Raw genomic sequence first — 16,319 nt, 5'->3', positions numbered from 1 at the left:
CCGCAGCTCTAACGCCGGATCCGCCCCGGACCAACTTCTCGGTCCGGGGCTGTTGGATCAGCGACTCGCGGTCTTCTGGGGCCCCGCCTCGTCCGCGTCCGCGGAGCGCTCCAGCAGCCGCCCGAAGCCCTTGGCCTGGAGGAAGCCGCGCACCTTCGCGCTGGGTGCGGCGAAGGTCTCACCGGGCATGGGCACGTCGAAGCTGAAGTTCTGGGACGCGACCTCGAAGTCCACCTTCGCGGTGCGGTAGCCCTCCACGATGGCCAACAGCCGCCCCGTCTCCAGGCTGAAGATTCCGCCGCCAGAGGCGCCGTACCCGATGGGCGCGTCCGTCTTCAGCATGCGCGGGTGCTTCGTCTGCTGATCCCACTCCACCTGGGACACCATGCCGCCGGAGATGGACAGCGCGCGGCCGTAGGGGGACGCCGCCACCACCACGTCCTCGCCCGGCTCCAGCTCGTCATCGGCGGCCAGGTCCGCCACGGGCCACGCCACGCCCGACACGCGCAGGAGCGCCAGGTCCAGGTCCGGCACCTGGCCTTCGGCCACCACCTCCGCCAGGTACTCGTGCGACTCCGCGCGGCGGTCCAGCACCACCTTGAGCACGGGCGCCTTCAGGTCGCCCTGCTCCACCGCGTGCGCGTTGGTGAGCACATAGCTGACGGGCCCGGACTCACCGGCCTCCGTGCCGATGACGACCCCCGACGCCGAGCGGCGCACCTTGCCGTCCTCCGTCGTCACCAGCCGCACGTTGAGCGGGAGGATGCGCCGCACCATCGCCTTGCGAGTGGGCGGAGGCGTGGGCTCGGGGCGGGACAGCGCCCGCGCCACCTGCACGGGGGCTTGCGTGTGCGCCGCGACCGGGGTGTCCGCGGAGGACTGCGACGGGCCACTGGCGCACGACACGAGGGCCCACAGGAGGGGGGTGCCCAACAGCAACCGGTTCATCAACGCTCCAGGCGCGAGGAGGAGGGACGAAAAGACGACGGCACAGGCGAAACGCGGTGCGAGGTCCCATCATCCCGAGCCCCGGCCCGGATTGAAAAGCAGGCGGGCAGGCACCGTCTCCCCGGATGCCTGCCCTCCCCCACACCCGGGCTCAGCTGTAACGCTGTCGCATCAGGAACAGGATGGCGTCCTTCGCGCAGAACTCGCAGTAGCCGTAGCGCTCCGCCATCGTCTTGAGCGTGTCCTGCACCTGGGCCTGCTCTCGCGAGGTGAGCTGGTTGCGGTCCTCGGAGAGGTACTTGAGGACGTTCTCCTTGTTCTTGCGCAGCACGCGCTTGCGCTCCTCGAAGTAGTGGTCGCGCAGGCGCTTGAACATGTCCGGGAAGATGCGCGGGTAGTTCATGGCGCCGTCCGGGTTGTCCAGCCGGTGCGCGCCGATGCTCGCGATGAGGCCGCGGCGGAAGTCCGCCGGGGCCTCGCCCTGCGGCATCACGATGGCCTCCACCTCCGCCATGCGCGCCTCGTCCGGCTTCTCCATCTCCCCCGTCACGCGGTTGCGCATCTTCTCCCCGCGCACCCAGTGGCTGACGCTCTGGATGTAGCGCTCCACCAGCTCGCGGTACTGGCCTTCGGACACCAGGCCCATGGAGTCGCGCACCTCGGAGTCCACGCGGTCCAGGTACTCGCCCTCCACCACGCGCACGAAGGTTTCATGGTCGTGGTAGCCGTCCATCACCTCCTGGAGGAGGAACTCGTAGACGCTCTTGTCCTTGCAGAGCGAGTGCAGCTCCTCCAGCACCGCCAGCGCGTGGAGGCACTTGTAGTCGGGGTTCTGCGCGGCGTTGAAGAGGGCCGTCTTAATCTCCCGCGCGCTCGCGCCGGAGCGCCCCTCGTAGTTGGGGTACGCGTCGGACTCCTCGTACATCTCCTCGCGCAGCTTGAGCAGCTCCTTGGTGTTCGCCGAGGACAGCCGCGCGGGCACCCCCGCCTCCTGGTACAGGTGCAGCTTCTCCACCGGGGCCACCTGGTCCACCAGCGGCTTCACGCTGGCCGGGTAGCGGTCCGGGAGGGGCTTCTTCAGGCGCGTGAGCACCGCCCACATCGCGGCCACCTCCGTGGCGTGCGGCGCCACGTGCTTGCCCACGGACGTCGCGGTGATCTGCGCGTCGTAGATCTCCTGCTCGACCTTGTAGCGGCGCAGGTACGGCACGCGCACCAGCTCGATGCGGCCCTTGAACGACGCGAAGTCCGGCAGCTCCTTGAACGCGTTCAGGTGCTTCTCGTTGGAGGACGCGATGAGCACCTCGTCCAACTGGAGCACGAAGGGCTCCAGGGGCACCTCCCCCGTCTCACTGAAGCCCAGCAGGTACTTGAAGGCCTCCAGCGGGCGCTTGAGCAGGTCCGCATATTCGATGAGGCCGCGGTTGGCGTGCACCAACGGGCCGTGCGGCTCGAAGAGCACCGTGCTGTGCAGCGCGGCCGGCATGTTGAGCTGGGTGCGGTCCGCAGAAATCTGCTGCGCGATGGCGTCCACGCTCATCTGCGGCTCCACCGTCACCGTGCCCACCTGGTAGCGGCGCGACACGTAGAAGCGCTCCACCTGCACGTGCCGCAGCACCTTGAGGTAGTCGCCCCCGTAGGCGTTGAGCAGCGCGGTGTAGATGCGCCGGCACTTGGCGCACAGCTCGCCCTCGCGCACGTAGTCGGACAGGAGGAAGTCCCCCGTCGCCCCGTCGCCCAGCCCCTTCTTCTTGAGCGCCCCCTCCAGGAGGCCCTTGCGCTCCGCGGGCGGCACCGCGAAGAGCGGATGGTCGCGCAGCTCACAGGGCAGGCGCAGGTCCAGGGCCTCCGCGTCCAGGTGGGCGTACGTGGTGAGCTCCCCTTCCGCGGACTTCGCGCCCGCGCGCTCGCCGAAGCCGATGGAGCCCTTGATCAGCTTCTCCGAGGGGAACACCCACGCGATGCGGTAGAGGGCCCCCTGCGGCTGGCGCGAGTAGTCCTCCATGCCCTGCTTCAGCGCGTTGACCAGGCTGGACTTCGCGCTGCCGTTGGGGCCGTGCAGCAGGATCAGCTTGTTGATGCGCCCGGCGCGCACGAAGTTGCCCAGGATGCGGTAGAGGGCGTTCTGCACCTCCTCCTGCCCGGCGACGCGGCCGTCGCGGTCGGCGGACGGGACGTCGAAGACCTTGAAGCGCCGGATGGCCCCCGTGGGGTGCGGCACCAGCTCCGTGCCGTAGTGGTCCATCACGTCCCGCAGGTATTGGGCCGCGTTGCGCGACTGCCCCTTCGGGTCCGCGAAGAAGAGCGACAGGTACTCCTCGAAGGACAGGATGGACCGGTTCTTGACGAAGTCGGCGCTGACCTGTGCGCCCACCTCCTGCAGATAGCCCTTCGCTTCCACGGCGGCTCCCCTCTGTGGATGGGTGGTCTCTCGGATGTAGCCACGGCGCGTGGCCGTCGCATGAACCCCGGGGGATGACCTTCGTTCCCGGCCCTTGGGATGTAAAGCGACCGGCCCTGCCCCGGCGGACGGTGTGTTCGGGGCCGCGCGCTTGGCCGCCGGGCGTGTCCCACCCGGCCAGGCGGGCGGCTGGAAAAGGAAGGTCCAGGCGCGCTGGAAGTTTGAGGGCGTCCGTCGGATGACGGATGGTTCGCGATTCGCGCACCCGGGACGGGTGAGATACGGTCCCGGACGGCCACACCCCATCACGCCGCAACGCCTCAACCGGAGCCCACACGCGATGCACAAGGAGCCCATCATCGGCATCGACCTCGGCACGACGAACTCGTGCGCGGCGATCGTCGAGGACAGCGGGAACGTCAAGCTCATCCCCTACAAGGGCGGCGAGTACACCATCCCCTCCATCTTCGCCATCGACGACAAGGGCAACGAGCTCATCGGCTTCGAGGCGAAGCGCCAGTGGCAGCTCAACCCGCGCAACACCGTCTACGGCGCCAAGCGCCTCGTCGGGGTCAACTACAGCAGTGACGTCGTCGGCGTGATGAAGAAGTCCGTGGCGTACAACATGCGCGCCGGGGCCAAGAACGACGTCACCCTGGACGTGGGCAAGAAGGAGTTCACCCTCCAGGAGATCAGCGCCAAGATCCTCGGGAAGATCCGCGACGTCGCCTCCAACTACCTGAAGACGCCCATCAAGCGCGCGGTGGTGACGGTGCCCGCGTACTTCAACGACCGGCAGCGCCAGTCGGTGAAGGACGCCGGCAAGCTCATCGACCTGGAGGTCGTGCGCATCATCAACGAGCCCACCGCGGCGGCGCTCGCCTACGGCGTGGGCAAGACGCTCAAGGAGAAGGTCGTCATCTACGACCTGGGCGGCGGCACCTTCGACGTCTCCATCATCGAGATCCGCGACCGCGTCTTCGAGGTGAAGGCCACCGGCGGCGACGTGTTCCTGGGCGGCATCGACTTCGACAACGCCATCATCCACCACGTCCTCAAGGACTTCGCGGCCAAGACGGGCATCGACCTGGCCACGGACCCGGTGGCCATGCAGCGCATCAAGGACCTGGCGGAGCGGACCAAGATCGATCTGTCCGCGCGCGAGGAGGTCCCCTTCAACATCCCCTTCATCACGATGACGGCGCAGGGCCAGCCGCTGAACATCGAGATGAAGTTCACCCGCAAGATGCTGGAGCAGCTGACGAACCAGTTGGTGGACCGCACCCTCCAGATGGTGGCGCGCGTGCTGGTGGACTCCGGCCTGTCCACCAAGGACATCGACGAGGTGATGCTCGTGGGCGGCCAGACGCGCATGCCCGTCGTGCAGGACCGGCTCACCAAGTTCTTCGGGAAGCCGCCCAGCAAGGGCGTGCACCCGGACGAGGCGGTGGCCATTGGCGCGGCGCTCTATGCGCACTCGCTCGAGGACAACACCAACCTGCGCATCCAGCTGTTGGACGTGATCCCCATGGCCATTGGCCTGGAGCGCGGCGACGGCGGCTTCCACGTCGTCTTCCCGCGCAATGCGTCCATCCCCAACGCCAAGCAGCTGCTGGCCACGACGAGCATCGACAACCAGACCGAGCTGGCGATGCGCATCTACCAGGGCGACCACGACACGGTGGCGCGCAACGACCTGCTGGGTGAGTTCACCTTCTCCGGGATCATGCCCGCCAAGGCCGGCACGGTGAACGTGGAGATCATCTTCGACGTGAGCGTGGAGGGCATCCTCACCATGCGCGCGAAGGACCCCGCCACCGGCCGCGAGATGAAGACCACGGTGCGCGTCACGCAGAGCTGACGCGGCACCTGGCGCCAGAAACACCACGGCGCCCCTGCCTGCGGTGAGGCGAGGGGCGCCGGATGGAACCACCGACCGCCTGCGGGAAACCTCAGGCGGTCTTCTTCTCCTTCTCCATGACGATCTGCGGGGGCTCGTGCTTGGTGATCACCTGTTCGGTGATCTTGCACTCCTTGACGCCCTCGCGGAACGGCACGTCGTACATGATCTCCAGCATGGCGTCCTCCATGATGGCGCGCAGGCCGCGCGCTCCGGAGTGACGGCGCATCGCCTCGCGGGCGATGGCGCGCAGCGCTTCCTTGGTGAAGGTGAGCTTCACCTTCTCGATCTCGAACATCTTCTGGTACTGCTTCACCAGGGCGTTCTTCGGGATCGTGAGGATGGTGACGAGGTCATCCTCCTTCAGGTCGTTGAGCGTCGCGATCATCGGCAGACGGCCGATGAACTCCGGAATCATCCCGAACTTCATCAGGTCTTCCGGCTCGGTCATGGCCAGCAGCTCACCCACGCTGCGCTCTTCCTTGTGGGTGATCTTCGCGCCGAAGCCCAGGCCCTTCTCACCCACGCGGCGCTTGATCACGCCGTCGATGCCGTGGAAGGCGCCGCCGCAGATGAAGAGGATGTTCGTCGTATCGACCTGGACGTACTCCTGCTGGTTGTACTTCTTGCCGCCGCGCGGGGTGACGTTGGCGCGGGTGCCTTCGATGATCTTCAGCAGGGCCTGCTGCACGCCCTCGCCGCCCACGTCGCGGGTGGCGCTGGGCATGTCGCCCTTGCGGGCAATCTTGTCGATCTCGTCGATGTAGACGATGCCGCGCGCGGCCTTCTCCACGTCGTAGTCGGCGTTGTGGAGGAGGTTCTGGATGATGTTCTCCACGTCCTCGCCCACGTAGCCGGCCTCGGTGAGGCTGGTGGCGTCCGCGATGGTGAAGGGGACGTTGAGGAAGCGCGCCAGGGACTGCGCGAGCAGCGTCTTGCCGGAGCCCGTGGGGCCGATGAGCAGGATGTTGCTCTTCTGCAGCTCCACGTCCTCGCCGCCGGGGCTCTTCACGCCGGGGCGCGGCCGGGCGGCCGGCTTCTTCTGGTAGATGCGCTTGTAGTGGTTGTAGACCGCGACCGAGAGGACCTTCTTCGCCTGGTCCTGACCGATGACGTAGTCGTCGAGGAACGCCTTGATCTCCAGCGGCGTGGGCAGGCTGACCTGCGGCTTGCCCTCCTCGCGTTCGTTCTCGTCCGCGATGATGTCGTTACACAGCTTGATGCACTCGTCGCAGATGTAGACCGTGGGTCCGGCGATGAGCTTCCGAACCTCGCGCTGCGACTTGCCGCAGAACGAGCAGGACAGGTTGACGTGGTGCTCCTTCTTCACTGCCGCCTCCGAGTTCGCCGGTCCCGGCTCGGGACCTTCTCCGCCGACCACCACACTCCAACACCCGCGAAGCCGCCCACGTCTTTACGACGGCTCCAGGCCCACATGCTACAGGCCCTGAACCCACTATAGGGCCCTCCCCTCCGGGCAGGAAGCCCGGTGGAAGCGCCCTGCCCCAGGAGCGTTCAGCCCAGGTCAACGGGTCGGTCTTGGATAACAGCGACTCAGGCGTCCGTCACGCTCGACGCGATCTCTTCGACGTCGTCCGCCAGGGCGGCCGCCCGCTCGGCGACAGCGTTGGGGACTCGGCGGCTTCCCGCCAGCTCGGAAGCGAGCTTTCGCGCCATCTGCGCCAGTTTCCGCACCTGGAGGCTCTCCGGGGGCGGCTCCGGCGGGGGACGGGGGAAGCGCTCGGCGAACTCCTTCTTCAGCTCCGTGGGGGACTTCTCCGGGCTCCAGATGCTGTCGCGCAGGGACTTGTACTCGGTGGGGGAGAGCTGACCCCGCTCCTCCGCGTCAGCCAGGACTTCCACCACCTCGAAGGCGGGCGCCTTCTCCGGGAACTCCTGCTGCTGCAGCTCCTCCGGGTCCTCGTGCTTGGCCAGGAAGCTGAACGAGCGCGTGAGCTTCAGCGCGGTCTGCTTCTTGATGTGCAGCTCCTTGAGGCAATAGGCCTCGAAGGTGGCGTGGCCCCACTCTTCGTACTTGGCCTCGTCCCGGACCTGGACGAGCAGCTTGCCCAGCTCCGCCCAGGTGGACTTGAAGCGCTTGGCGGCGAGCAGGACGGTGTGGCGGAACGTCCCCGGGGGGACGCTCATGGCCTTCTTGGCGATTTCGACTTCGGCGACAGAGGCGGACATGCCTGTTGTATCGGGCACGTCCGGAGGGTGGGCAAGAAAGTCGCCCTACCCCCGCTTGCCGATATTGAACGAAAGCCCCACGGTGGCGCGCTCGCCCTCGTAGGCCTTGAAGGGCCACTTCTTCAGCTCCGCGAACAAGCACTCGTAGAGCGGCCCCTGCTTGAACTGGGGGTTGTCCACCCAGAGCTTCGCCACGCGGCCGTCGTTCCCGATGACGAACTCCATGGGGATCTTCGCGGCCAGGCCGGGCGTGCGCTCGGCCTCCTCCTTGAAGCAGCGGAAGAGCTTGGACTGGTTGCCCGCGACGACGCGGTTGATGGCGCCCTGGTCGAACTGCTGGGCCATCTCCAGGCCGTCCGGGTCCGTGGAGACGTTGCCCGTGCGCGGCGGCCGGTTGCCCACCGCGGCGCTGGCCACCGCCCCTCCGACTGTCTTCCCGCTGGCACTGCCCTGCCCCTGGGGGCGATCCGGGCGGCGCGGGTCGTTGGTCGGGTAGGCGAAGAGGTCCTCGTCGTCCGCGCGCCCCTGGGCCAGGCGGATGGTGGGCGGGTCCATGGTGATGCCGTCGCCCTCCTCGCCTTCTCCGAAGAGGCCGTACACGGCGGCGTTGCGCGCCAGGTACCAGCCGGTGACGCCCAACAGGAGCGCCACGCCCGCGGCGACGCCCGCCAGCACCTTCACGCGCTTCTGGTTGCGCGCCTGCTCGACGAGCATCGTCTGGGCGACGCGACCCTGCGCTTCGAAGCGCGCGATGTGCACCTGGAAGGCGGCGGTGTCCCGGAGGTTGCGGAACTCCCGCTCACCCGCCGGCGCCACCTGGCTGTCCGGGGTCAGCTCCCCCGTATAGAGCTTCTCCACCACCTGTGACGCGGTGATGGGCCCCAGCACCAGGTCGCCCATTCGGAAAAGCCACTGCCCATCACTGTCCACCGCGAGTTCTTGTCCGGCCAGCATTCGCGCGGGAGTATCGTGTTTCTCCCCGCTGTCTCGCAACGCCGTGGCCAGGCCCTCTTCTCGACGAATTCCCGCCGTACTGTGGACTTGGTATCGCGGTGGAAACTTCCGCGGCTTCCAACGCCAGGTGGAAGGTCCCACGGTCCAGGACGCGCTCGAAAACGCGCTCGGGCAGGTGGGAGCGCCGGCGACGGTGATGCCCTCCGGGCGCACCGACCGGGGCGTACACGCGCGGATGCAGGTCATCAGCCTGCGCCTCCCTGAGGACGTGCCGCTGGAGTCCCTGCCCGCGCGGCTTCAACCGCACCTGCCTCCGGACGTGGGGCTGTGCATCGCGAAGCGGCCACCGGGGGCCTTCCACGCGCAGTGGAGCGCGAGCGGCAAGGAGTACCGCTACCACCTGACGCTGGGCACACCGCCTGCGGAAGCATGGCGGCCGTACGCGCTGGACGTGGCGGCGGAAGAGGCGCTCCAGGCGGGGCACCGGGTGACTCCAGAGAAGTTGCAGGCGCTGCTTGCCCGCGCCGTGGGCACGCGGGACTTCACCGCGTTCCACGAGCGCTCCAGTCCCCAGAAGCCGCGCACGCTGAAATCCGCCACCCTGCGGGAGCTGGGCGGAGGGCTCTTCGAGGCGCGGCTTACGGGAGACGGCTTCGCGCGCTACCAGGTGCGGTACCTGGTGGGCAGCGCGCTGAAGGTGGCCGCGGGGCTCCTGTCCGAGGAGCAGTGGCACGCGGCGCTGGATTCGGGAGCGGCCCTGGCCGGGTTCAAGGCCCCGGCGCATGGGCTGGTGCTGTGGGAGGTCCGCTATCCTTCCGCGGTGGACCCCTTCGGGCCCGGCGAGCGCCTCCACCCGCCCGGTCTGCCCGACGCGCCACCCTTCTCGGGAGCGCCGCCGGGCTGACGTCACGCTTCAGTCCACGAAGCGCGCTTCGTACTTCGCCAGCAGATCCGAGATGGCCTCCCGGAGGTACTCGCTCTGGCGGATGCGCGTGGAGCGCGACAGCTCCTTCAGGGCATCCAGCTTCTCGCGGTTGAGACGAAAAACGACCGAGGTGAGGCGGGGATTCATGTCCAAGTGCGTGGCCTCCGACAGATACCCACACCATCTCACAATGTCGGACAATCTCAAGAAAACAACCTACGAGGCCGAACCCACCGGGATGATCCACTGCAACCCGGTGAAGAGCTCGGTGTCCGCGCGCAGTCCGGAGCCGAACCCGAAGGTGAATCCGAGCCCGCCGTACAGCGCGAAATGATCCGAGAGGGTGTGTCTGGCGCCGAACCCTATGCGAGGCCCCAGCCACGGCCCAGAAATCGGACGCACGGAAACGCCCAAATCGAAGAAGGTCCGCCACGACTCGGATCCGAAGACGCTGCGGTAGCCGGTGATCAGCGCCAGCTCCTCCCCGGGGCGGCCGGTGCTGCCGCGCGCGAGGAGGAACACCTCGTCCCCCTCATAGCCGACGGTGATCGCCGCCCCCAGATCCAGGTGCCCGGAGAGCCCGGACACGGCGGCGTCTCCGCTGATCCGTTCGGTGTACGTGGCCCCGGGTCCCACCGTGAGGATCAGCGAGCGCTGGCGCGCGTAGGGCCCGTCCTCCACGTACTCCACGGCGCCAGCGGGGGTGGCCAGGGCCAGGCCCCCCGCGATCAGGACGCCAGCGGAGAGGTTCTTCACCCCACCACCGGGAGCTTGAAGCCCTCGGCGCGCCCCTGCCCTGCCCCGGCGGCGGGGGCGATGCCGGCGGCCTCGTTGAGGCGGCCGGAGCGGAAGGGCTCCAGATCCAGGGCCACGAACTTGAAGCCCAGCGACTTGAAGGCGCCGTTGATCCGCTCGCGGATGCCGGCCTCGAAGAAGCGGGGGTACTCCTCGCTGGCCAGCTCGATGCGCGCCACGTCCTGGTGGTAGCGGACGCGGAACTGCTTGAAGTCCAGCGCGCGCAGCTCCGACTCCGCGGCGGCGATCTGCAGGAGCCGGTCGCGCGTCACGGACGTGCCGTAGGGGATGCGCGACGCCAGGCAGGCCATCTGCGGCTTGTCCCAGGTGGGCAGCCCCAGCTTGCGGCTCCACGCCCGGATCTCATCCTTGGTGAGCCCGGCTTGCGCCAGGGGGGACACCACCTGGTGCTCCTTCGCGGCCTTGTGGCCGGGGCGGTGATCCTTGAAGTCGTCCGCGTTGAAGCCGTCCAGCACCACGGACAGGCCCAGCTCCGCGCGCTTCGCCTCGCAGAGGTCGTACAGCTCCGTCTTGCAGAAGTAGCAGCGGTTGGTGGGATTGGCGGCGTAGTTGGGGTTCGCCAGCTCGTTGCTGGAGACGACGACGTGCCGGGCGCCCAGGCGGGCGGCCAGCTCACGGGCCTCCCGCTCCTCTTCCGGGGCCACGGAGGCGGACAGCGCGGTCAGCGCCAGGGCGCGCTCGCCCAGCACCTCCACCGCGACCTGGAGGACGAAGGTGGAGTCCACTCCGCCGGAGAACGCCACCAGCGCGCTGCCGTGCACGCGCAGGGCATCGCGCATCGCCTCCAGCTTGGGGCGGGACGCTTCACAGAGGGCTTCAATCCGCTCGGGGCTCAGCATGGGGGACTCCTAAAACGGAAGGGCCCCGGATTGCACGCGCATCGCGCGCGCAACCTGGAGCCCTTCGTCAGTCAGGACGACGGTGGGACCTTAGCGGGCCTTGCCCTTGGCGGCCTTCTTCTTGGCGGCCGGGGCCGGCTTGCCCACGCGGGCGGCGCGGGTGGCCGGACGCGCCTTGGCGCCCTTGGAACCCTTGTCCGCCTTGGGAGGCTTGGTGGCCTTCGCGGCAGCGACGCGCGCCGGCGGGTCCTCTTCGTCGCGGCGGGCCTTCTTCGCCGGGAGCGGGTTGGCCTTCATCTTCTTGCCGGTGATGACCTTCAGCTCGTCCGTGGACATCAGGCCCAGATCCAACAGGGCCTGGAAGATCTTCGTCCCGCCGTCCTCCACCGACTCCGAGTCGGAGTAGATGGTCACCTCGGGCGAGGTGGGCGGCTCGTACGGCTCCGTGATGCCGATGAAGTTGGGGATCTCCCCGTTGAGCGCCTTCTTGTACTTGCCGGTGGTGTCGCGCTCGATGAGCTTCTCCGTGGGGCAGTCCACGTAGACCTCCACGTACTTGCCCACCGAACGGCGCACCTCTTCACGGCTGGACTTGTAGGGGCTCACCGCGGGCACGAGCACCGCGACACCGTTGCGCGCCAGGAGGCTGGCCACGAAGCCCAGCCGGCGCACCACCGTGTTGCGCTCGTCCTTGGTGTCGCCGAGGCCGGCCCACAGGTCGTTCTGGAGTTCGCCCTCATCGAGGACCTCCACGTTGCGTCCGACCTGGCGCAGCCGGGCCGCGATGTAGGCGGCCGTCGTGGTCTTCCCGGTCCCGGACATGCCGGTCAGCCAGAGGGTGAATCCAGTGTTGGTGGCCATAAGGGTTCAAACTCCCTGCGTCCGGAGCGCTTCTTGCACGCGGCGTGGGACGCGGCAGATCCAATAGACCGCCGCTTTATAGACGAAAACCCAGTGACTTGACAATTCGGACCCACCTTTCCGCAGGTGGGGTCGCTCGCCGGGCAAGTTCCCGCCCTTACACGGGTTTTTCAAACCTGAAATCCGCCAATGCAAGCGGAACGGATTGAAAACCCCCCGCGCTCCAGAGCGACCGCGAGGCAGAGGCGGCACGGCCTCCGCGTATGGCGACCACGACGTAGGACACGCGCGGCAGCAGTGGGATTCCCGAGGGCGCGGCCTGGTGGCGATCCTCCGCGGAGAAGACGGCGGGGGCGTCCACGTGTGAATGGAAGACGCACACGACCGCCTCCTTTCGCGCGTCCGCGTCCAGGCAGACCTGGAGCCACGCCTCTGGCGCGAAGGCGTAGGCGACGCGCGGCGTAGGGGAGGTGTTGGGCAGCGGGACGACGCGCCAGCAATCGCCCTCCCCGTCCCCGCTCCGGAGGATCACGCCGCAGCCTTCCAGGGGCCACGCGGCCTCCAGGTGGCGGAGCATTTCCGCGAGGACTTCCGGTGGGGCGTCCTGGCTCAGGGCTTCGCTTCCGCGGCCGCGCAGCGCGAGCACCGGCGGAGCTCCAGGTCCGTCATCGCGCCCGGGGCGCTCAGCCACCGTCCGCCCAGCGACGTGCCCAGGCCCAGCCGCAGCCGCTGGAACACCAGCGCGCCCAGGGCGCCGAGGGCCACGCCCAGGGCTCCATCCGGCGGCGTGCCCAGGTGGCGCACCGTCTCACCGAAGCACCACACGCACCCGTCCGGGCCGCGGAAGACGACCGCGCCGCGCATGCCGTCGCCGCCGAGCGCCACCCAGGGGGCCTCGCCGCTCCAGGCCGCGGGCAGCTCCGCGAGCAGTCCGCCGCCGGGCGTGCCCACCGCGTCCCGGTTCACCTCCGGCAGCACGCGCGCCAGCACCTCCGCCACCGGCTGTCCCACGTCGCTCGCGGACGCGAGGAACCCCGGCGACCAGGGCCCCATCGTCAGCGAGCCCACACCCGACACCGGGGTGCCGCCGCCGGCCAGGTACGCGGTGGCCGTGAGGCCGGACGCGCCCAGCCCGTCCACGCGCGCGCCGCCAGCCAGCAGCGCCTCCTGCCCGCGCCCGCCCACGTCCCGCAGGAGGATCTGCCGGGAGTAGCGGAGAATCTGATCCTCGCGCAGCGCCATGACGCCCTGCCCTTTCAGCCCCCCGCCATGGCGGGGATGAGGGTGAGCCGGTCCGCGTCCTTCACCGGCGTGTCCAGGGACCTGAGCGCGCGGATGTCCTCGTCATTGAGGAAGACGTTCACGTAGCGGCGCACGGCGCCCTTGTCGTCGAAGAGGCGCGCGCCCATGCCGGGGTAGCGCGCCTCCAGGTCGCGCAGCACCTCGCCCACGGTGGCGCCGGTGGCCTGGACCTCGGGCTGGTTGCGCGTGAGCGTCCTCATCGGCGTCGGAATGCGGATCGTGGCCATCGCTCATCTCCCCCGCTTGCGGATGATCAACCGGTGCGTGCCGTCCCCTCGCGGATCCAGGGACACCACGTCGTGGCCCTCGTCCTTCGCGCTGCGGGGCACGTTCTTCAGGGGCTCGTCACCCTTGAGCAGCACCTCCAGCAGCGCGTCCGGGGGCAGCGACTCCAGCTTCAGCTTGGTGCGCACGTAGGTCATCGGACACACCTCGCGGGTGATGTCCAACGTCGCCGTCACGTCGGGCATGCGGTGTCCTCCTGGGACGAAGGGAACGGGGGCAGCGTCTGGATGGCGCACCCCGGACAGCCGGGCGCGCGCGTCACCTTCACGGTGCGCCCCTCCAGCGTCTCGCCGTCGAGCACGTGCAGCGTGGCCACTCCGCGGGGGCCCCTCGCCGCGCCCGCCAGCAGCTCCAGCGCGAGCAGCGCCTGCACCGCGCCGATGAGCCCCGCCATCGCGCCCAGGACGCCGGCCTGCGCGCAGGTGGGCACCGCGTCCGGGGGCGGCACGTCCTCGTAGAGGCAGCGCAGGCACGGACCGCCGGGGTCGATGCGCAGGGCCTGCCCCTGCATGCGCAGCACGCCGCCGTACACCAGCGGCACGCCCGTGAGCACCGCCACGTCGGACAGGAAGAACTTGGTTGCCACGCCGTCCGTGGCGTCCACCACCAGGTCGTGCTCGCGGAAGAGCGCCTCGGCGTTGTCCGCGTCCAGCCGCGCCGGCAGGGCCTCCACGCTCAAGCCGGGGAAGGCGCGCAGGAGTCCCCCGGCGGCGGACTCCGCCTTGAAGCGGCCCACGTCCCGCGTGCGGTGCCAGAGCTGCCGGGGCAGGTTCGTCACGTCCACCCGATCCGGATCCACCAGCGTCAGGTGGCCCACACCGCCCTGCGCCAGCGCGAGCGACGCCGGACAGCCCAGGCCGCCCGCCCCCACCACCAGCACCCGCGCGCGCTCGATGCGGCTGGCCTGGGGAATGCGCGCGTGGTGGTCGGTATCCGGCGAACCGTGCATGGGACTGGTGCTCCGCGAGGAACGAAACGAATATGGTGCGGCGACTCCACGTCTGGTCCGTCGGACGTCGGGACGCTCCCGAGGCCTTCCCAACCGCTGTCGCCACCGCCGCCGTCACAAGCGGCCCTCACCTGCCAGGACATATGAAAAACCTGACCGGCGCGCTCGTGTTTTCCACCCTGCTGTCCCTGGCTGTCGGCTGCCACAAGAACACCGGGGAGAGCCCCGACGCGGCCACGCAGACGGGCACCGTCCAGGAGGAGCTGAAGTCGAACCGCGAGGCCGCTCCCCCGGAGGCCACCGCCGAGGCCGGCACCAAGGACGCGAGCGCCGTGGGCTACGACTCCGGCGCCACCGACCGCCTGGCCCTGGAGGCCTGCGTGGACGGCTGGCTCAAGTCCCGCAGCCTGGACCGGTTCGGAAACGCGAAGGGCACCATGTACGCGGGCGGCACGCCCCTGTTCGACGAGCGCACGGGGCAGAGCACCGACCGCCTGGACTACATCCTCGCCCGCCAGCCCGAGGCCAAGAAGGCGTGCGTGGACGAGGGCGCGCCCAGGTAGGGCCGTCTCCTTCCGCACCCGCCAGGATGCCGGCCTGGCGGCCTGCCGGGAATTCCGCACCTGGGGTGAGGTCTCGTAAGCTGCCGCTCGAATGGACAGCGACCTCCGCCCCGGCGACGACCACCCGGCCCATGACCTGAAGGCCCGCGTCCGCGCCGTGCTGGAGCGCCGCAACCTCACGGACAACGTGTCCGCGGAGCAGGCCGCGGCCTCCTGGGAGCAGGACCGCTTCGTGGCCCGGGCCCGCGCGCTGTTCTACGCGCGGATGATGTTCCTCACGCTGGGCCTGCTCATCCTCGCCGTGCCAGCGTGGAGCGGCTACTTCGGCTTCAACGGGCCCATCTCCTTCCTGGGCTACTTCGCGATGCTCATCTACAGCGTCGCGAACCTGCTCGTCATCGACCACCCCAAGGCGGGCCGGTGGGTGACGTATCTGTCGCTGTGCTTCGACCTGCTGATCACCGTGGTGCTCATCGCCCGGCCGCAGGTGGGCGGCGGCCTTCAGAGCCCGCTGCTGGCGACGCAGCTGCTGTTCACCACCCTCTTCGCCATCCTCTTCCCCAAGCCGCTGGCCATCCTGCCGCCGCTCCTGGCGCTGCCCATCACCACGCGCCTGGACCTGCTCCTCAACCGCGCCGTGACGGCCGTGGAGCTGCTCACGCTGCTCTGGTACCTGGGGCTCAACTTCATCATCGTCTACGTGCTCGTGTACCTGAACGAGCGCGAGGCCACGGCCCACCGCGAGGTGGTGGCCCTGCAGGGCGACCTGAAGGAGCTGGCGGTGGTGGAGGAGCGCAACCGGCTGGCCCGCGAGATCCACGACGGCCTGGGCGCGTCCCTGTCCTCGATGATCATCCAGGCGGAGTACATCTTGAACCTCGCGAGCGAGGACGGGCTGCGCACGGAGATCCGCGAGATGAAGGCCACCGCGGAGGAGTCCATCGAGGAGCTGCGCCGCAACCTGCGGATGATGCGCGACGACTTCGAGCTGGCGCAGGGCCTGGAGGACTACATCAAGACGTTCCGCGACCGCACCGGACAGACCATCCGCTTCGAGCGCACCGGCCTGGCGCGCAAGCTGCCCCCGGACGCGCAGCTGGCGCTCTTCCGCATCCTCCAGGAGTGCCTGTCCAACGCCGCGAAGCACGCCGAGGCGCAGGAGGTCCAGGTGCGCCTGGACTTCAGCGCGGAGGGCGTGCACCTGGTGGTCCGCGACAACGGCAAGGGCTTTGATCCGGCCCGCACGCCGCGCGGGCATTACGGCCTGCTCAACATGCGTGAGCGGGCGATGAAGCTCGGGGGTTCCATCGTGGTGGACTCGGCGCCCGGCGCCGGGGCCCAGGTGGCCTTCTCCCTTCCCTGCCTTTCCGCCTGACAACACGCACC

General features: G+C 69.1%; 18 protein-coding genes. 4 read left to right on the top strand and 14 right to left on the bottom strand.

The window, feature by feature from the left end:
* Positions 1–57 precede the first annotated feature (57 nt).
* Both KYK13_RS19585 and KYK13_RS19580 read right to left on the bottom strand, forming a co-directional pair.
* A complete protein-coding gene (locus tag KYK13_RS19585; protein ID WP_223646388.1) occupies positions 58–948 on the bottom strand; it encodes a serine protease in 891 nt (296 codons plus the stop codon).
* A gap of 151 nt (positions 949–1,099) precedes the next feature.
* Complete coding sequence (locus KYK13_RS19580) at positions 1,100–3,349, bottom strand: PrkA family serine protein kinase (protein ID WP_223646386.1); 2,250 nt, start codon at positions 3,347–3,349, stop codon at positions 1,100–1,102.
* Positions 3,350–3,689: 340 nt separating this feature from the next.
* Between KYK13_RS19580 and KYK13_RS19575 the strand changes: the two genes are divergently transcribed.
* Positions 3,690–5,210: an Hsp70 family protein gene (locus KYK13_RS19575; RefSeq protein WP_223646384.1), complete on the top strand. Its 1,521-nt coding sequence runs from the start codon at positions 3,690–3,692 to the stop codon at positions 5,208–5,210.
* Between the two features lie 91 nt (positions 5,211–5,301).
* Here KYK13_RS19575 and clpX read toward each other — a convergent pair whose 3' ends face one another.
* The 3 genes from clpX to KYK13_RS19560 form a co-directional block, all read right to left on the bottom strand.
* Complete coding sequence (clpX, locus tag KYK13_RS19570) at positions 5,302–6,579, bottom strand: ATP-dependent Clp protease ATP-binding subunit ClpX (RefSeq protein WP_207056413.1); 1,278 nt, start codon at positions 6,577–6,579, stop codon at positions 5,302–5,304.
* 224 nt (positions 6,580–6,803) lie between these two features.
* Entirely contained in the window at positions 6,804–7,457 is a 654-nt protein-coding gene (locus KYK13_RS19565) for a hypothetical protein (protein ID WP_370645392.1), read from the bottom strand.
* Positions 7,458–7,484: 27 nt separating this feature from the next.
* Positions 7,485–8,339, bottom strand: coding sequence for an AgmX/PglI C-terminal domain-containing protein (locus tag KYK13_RS19560; RefSeq protein WP_223646380.1), 855 nt, complete (start codon positions 8,337–8,339; stop codon positions 7,485–7,487).
* A gap of 97 nt (positions 8,340–8,436) precedes the next feature.
* On the opposite strand from KYK13_RS19560, the gene KYK13_RS19555 reads away from it, so the two are divergent.
* Entirely contained in the window at positions 8,437–9,297 is an 861-nt protein-coding gene (locus KYK13_RS19555; RefSeq protein WP_223646378.1) for a tRNA pseudouridine(38-40) synthase TruA, read from the top strand.
* 9 nt (positions 9,298–9,306) lie between these two features.
* On the opposite strand, the gene KYK13_RS19550 is transcribed toward KYK13_RS19555, so the two are convergent.
* The 9 genes from KYK13_RS19550 to KYK13_RS19510 all read right to left on the bottom strand — a co-directional run bounded on the left by KYK13_RS19550 (position 9,307) and on the right by KYK13_RS19510 (position 14,370).
* Complete coding sequence (locus KYK13_RS19550; protein WP_120563010.1) at positions 9,307–9,471, bottom strand: ribbon-helix-helix domain-containing protein; 165 nt, start codon at positions 9,469–9,471, stop codon at positions 9,307–9,309.
* Between the two features lie 63 nt (positions 9,472–9,534).
* The gene (locus KYK13_RS19545) at positions 9,535–10,074 is read right to left on the bottom strand and encodes a hypothetical protein (protein ID WP_223646375.1); all 540 of its coding nucleotides are present in this window, start codon (positions 10,072–10,074) and stop codon (positions 9,535–9,537) included.
* Positions 10,071–10,973 (bottom strand): ATP-dependent sacrificial sulfur transferase LarE, encoded by a 903-nt coding sequence (larE, locus tag KYK13_RS19540; protein WP_223646373.1) that lies wholly within the window; start codon positions 10,971–10,973, stop codon positions 10,071–10,073. The genes KYK13_RS19545 and larE overlap by 4 nt, the downstream gene beginning before the upstream one ends.
* A 90-nt stretch (positions 10,974–11,063) precedes the next feature.
* Positions 11,064–11,834, bottom strand: a complete 771-nt coding sequence (cysC, locus tag KYK13_RS19535; RefSeq protein ID WP_223646371.1) for an adenylyl-sulfate kinase — start codon at positions 11,832–11,834, stop codon at positions 11,064–11,066.
* 157 nt (positions 11,835–11,991) lie between these two features.
* Positions 11,992–12,480 carry a Mov34/MPN/PAD-1 family protein gene (locus KYK13_RS19530; protein ID WP_255654321.1) on the bottom strand — a complete coding sequence of 163 codons (489 nt, stop codon included), beginning with the start codon at positions 12,478–12,480 and terminating at the stop codon, positions 11,992–11,994.
* A complete protein-coding gene (locus tag KYK13_RS19525; RefSeq protein ID WP_223646367.1) occupies positions 12,444–13,076 on the bottom strand; it encodes a ThiF family adenylyltransferase in 633 nt (210 codons plus the stop codon). Before KYK13_RS19525 ends, KYK13_RS19530 begins: the two co-directional genes overlap by 37 nt.
* A gap of 14 nt (positions 13,077–13,090) precedes the next feature.
* Positions 13,091–13,363 (bottom strand): ubiquitin-like small modifier protein 1, encoded by a 273-nt coding sequence (locus tag KYK13_RS19520; RefSeq protein ID WP_223646365.1) that lies wholly within the window; start codon positions 13,361–13,363, stop codon positions 13,091–13,093.
* 3 nt (positions 13,364–13,366) lie between these two features.
* Positions 13,367–13,606 carry a sulfurtransferase TusA family protein gene (locus tag KYK13_RS19515; protein ID WP_223646364.1) on the bottom strand — a complete coding sequence of 80 codons (240 nt, stop codon included), beginning with the start codon at positions 13,604–13,606 and terminating at the stop codon, positions 13,367–13,369.
* A complete protein-coding gene (locus KYK13_RS19510; RefSeq protein ID WP_223646358.1) occupies positions 13,594–14,370 on the bottom strand; it encodes a HesA/MoeB/ThiF family protein in 777 nt (258 codons plus the stop codon). Before KYK13_RS19510 ends, KYK13_RS19515 begins: the two co-directional genes overlap by 13 nt.
* Positions 14,371–14,513: 143 nt before the next feature.
* On the opposite strand from KYK13_RS19510, the gene KYK13_RS19505 reads away from it, so the two are divergent.
* A complete protein-coding gene (locus tag KYK13_RS19505; RefSeq protein ID WP_223646356.1) occupies positions 14,514–14,933 on the top strand; it encodes a hypothetical protein in 420 nt (139 codons plus the stop codon).
* A gap of 91 nt (positions 14,934–15,024) precedes the next feature.
* A complete protein-coding gene (locus KYK13_RS19500; RefSeq protein ID WP_223646354.1) occupies positions 15,025–16,308 on the top strand; it encodes a sensor histidine kinase in 1,284 nt (427 codons plus the stop codon).
* The last annotated feature ends 11 nt before the right edge of the window (positions 16,309–16,319 follow it).

The organism is Corallococcus sp. EGB (assembly GCF_019968905.1).
In the GTDB taxonomy this organism is placed as follows: Bacteria; Myxococcota; Myxococcia; order Myxococcales; family Myxococcaceae; genus Corallococcus.
The sequence above is the reverse complement of the archived record's forward strand: the minus strand, read 5'-3'. Positions and strand labels throughout refer to the sequence as shown.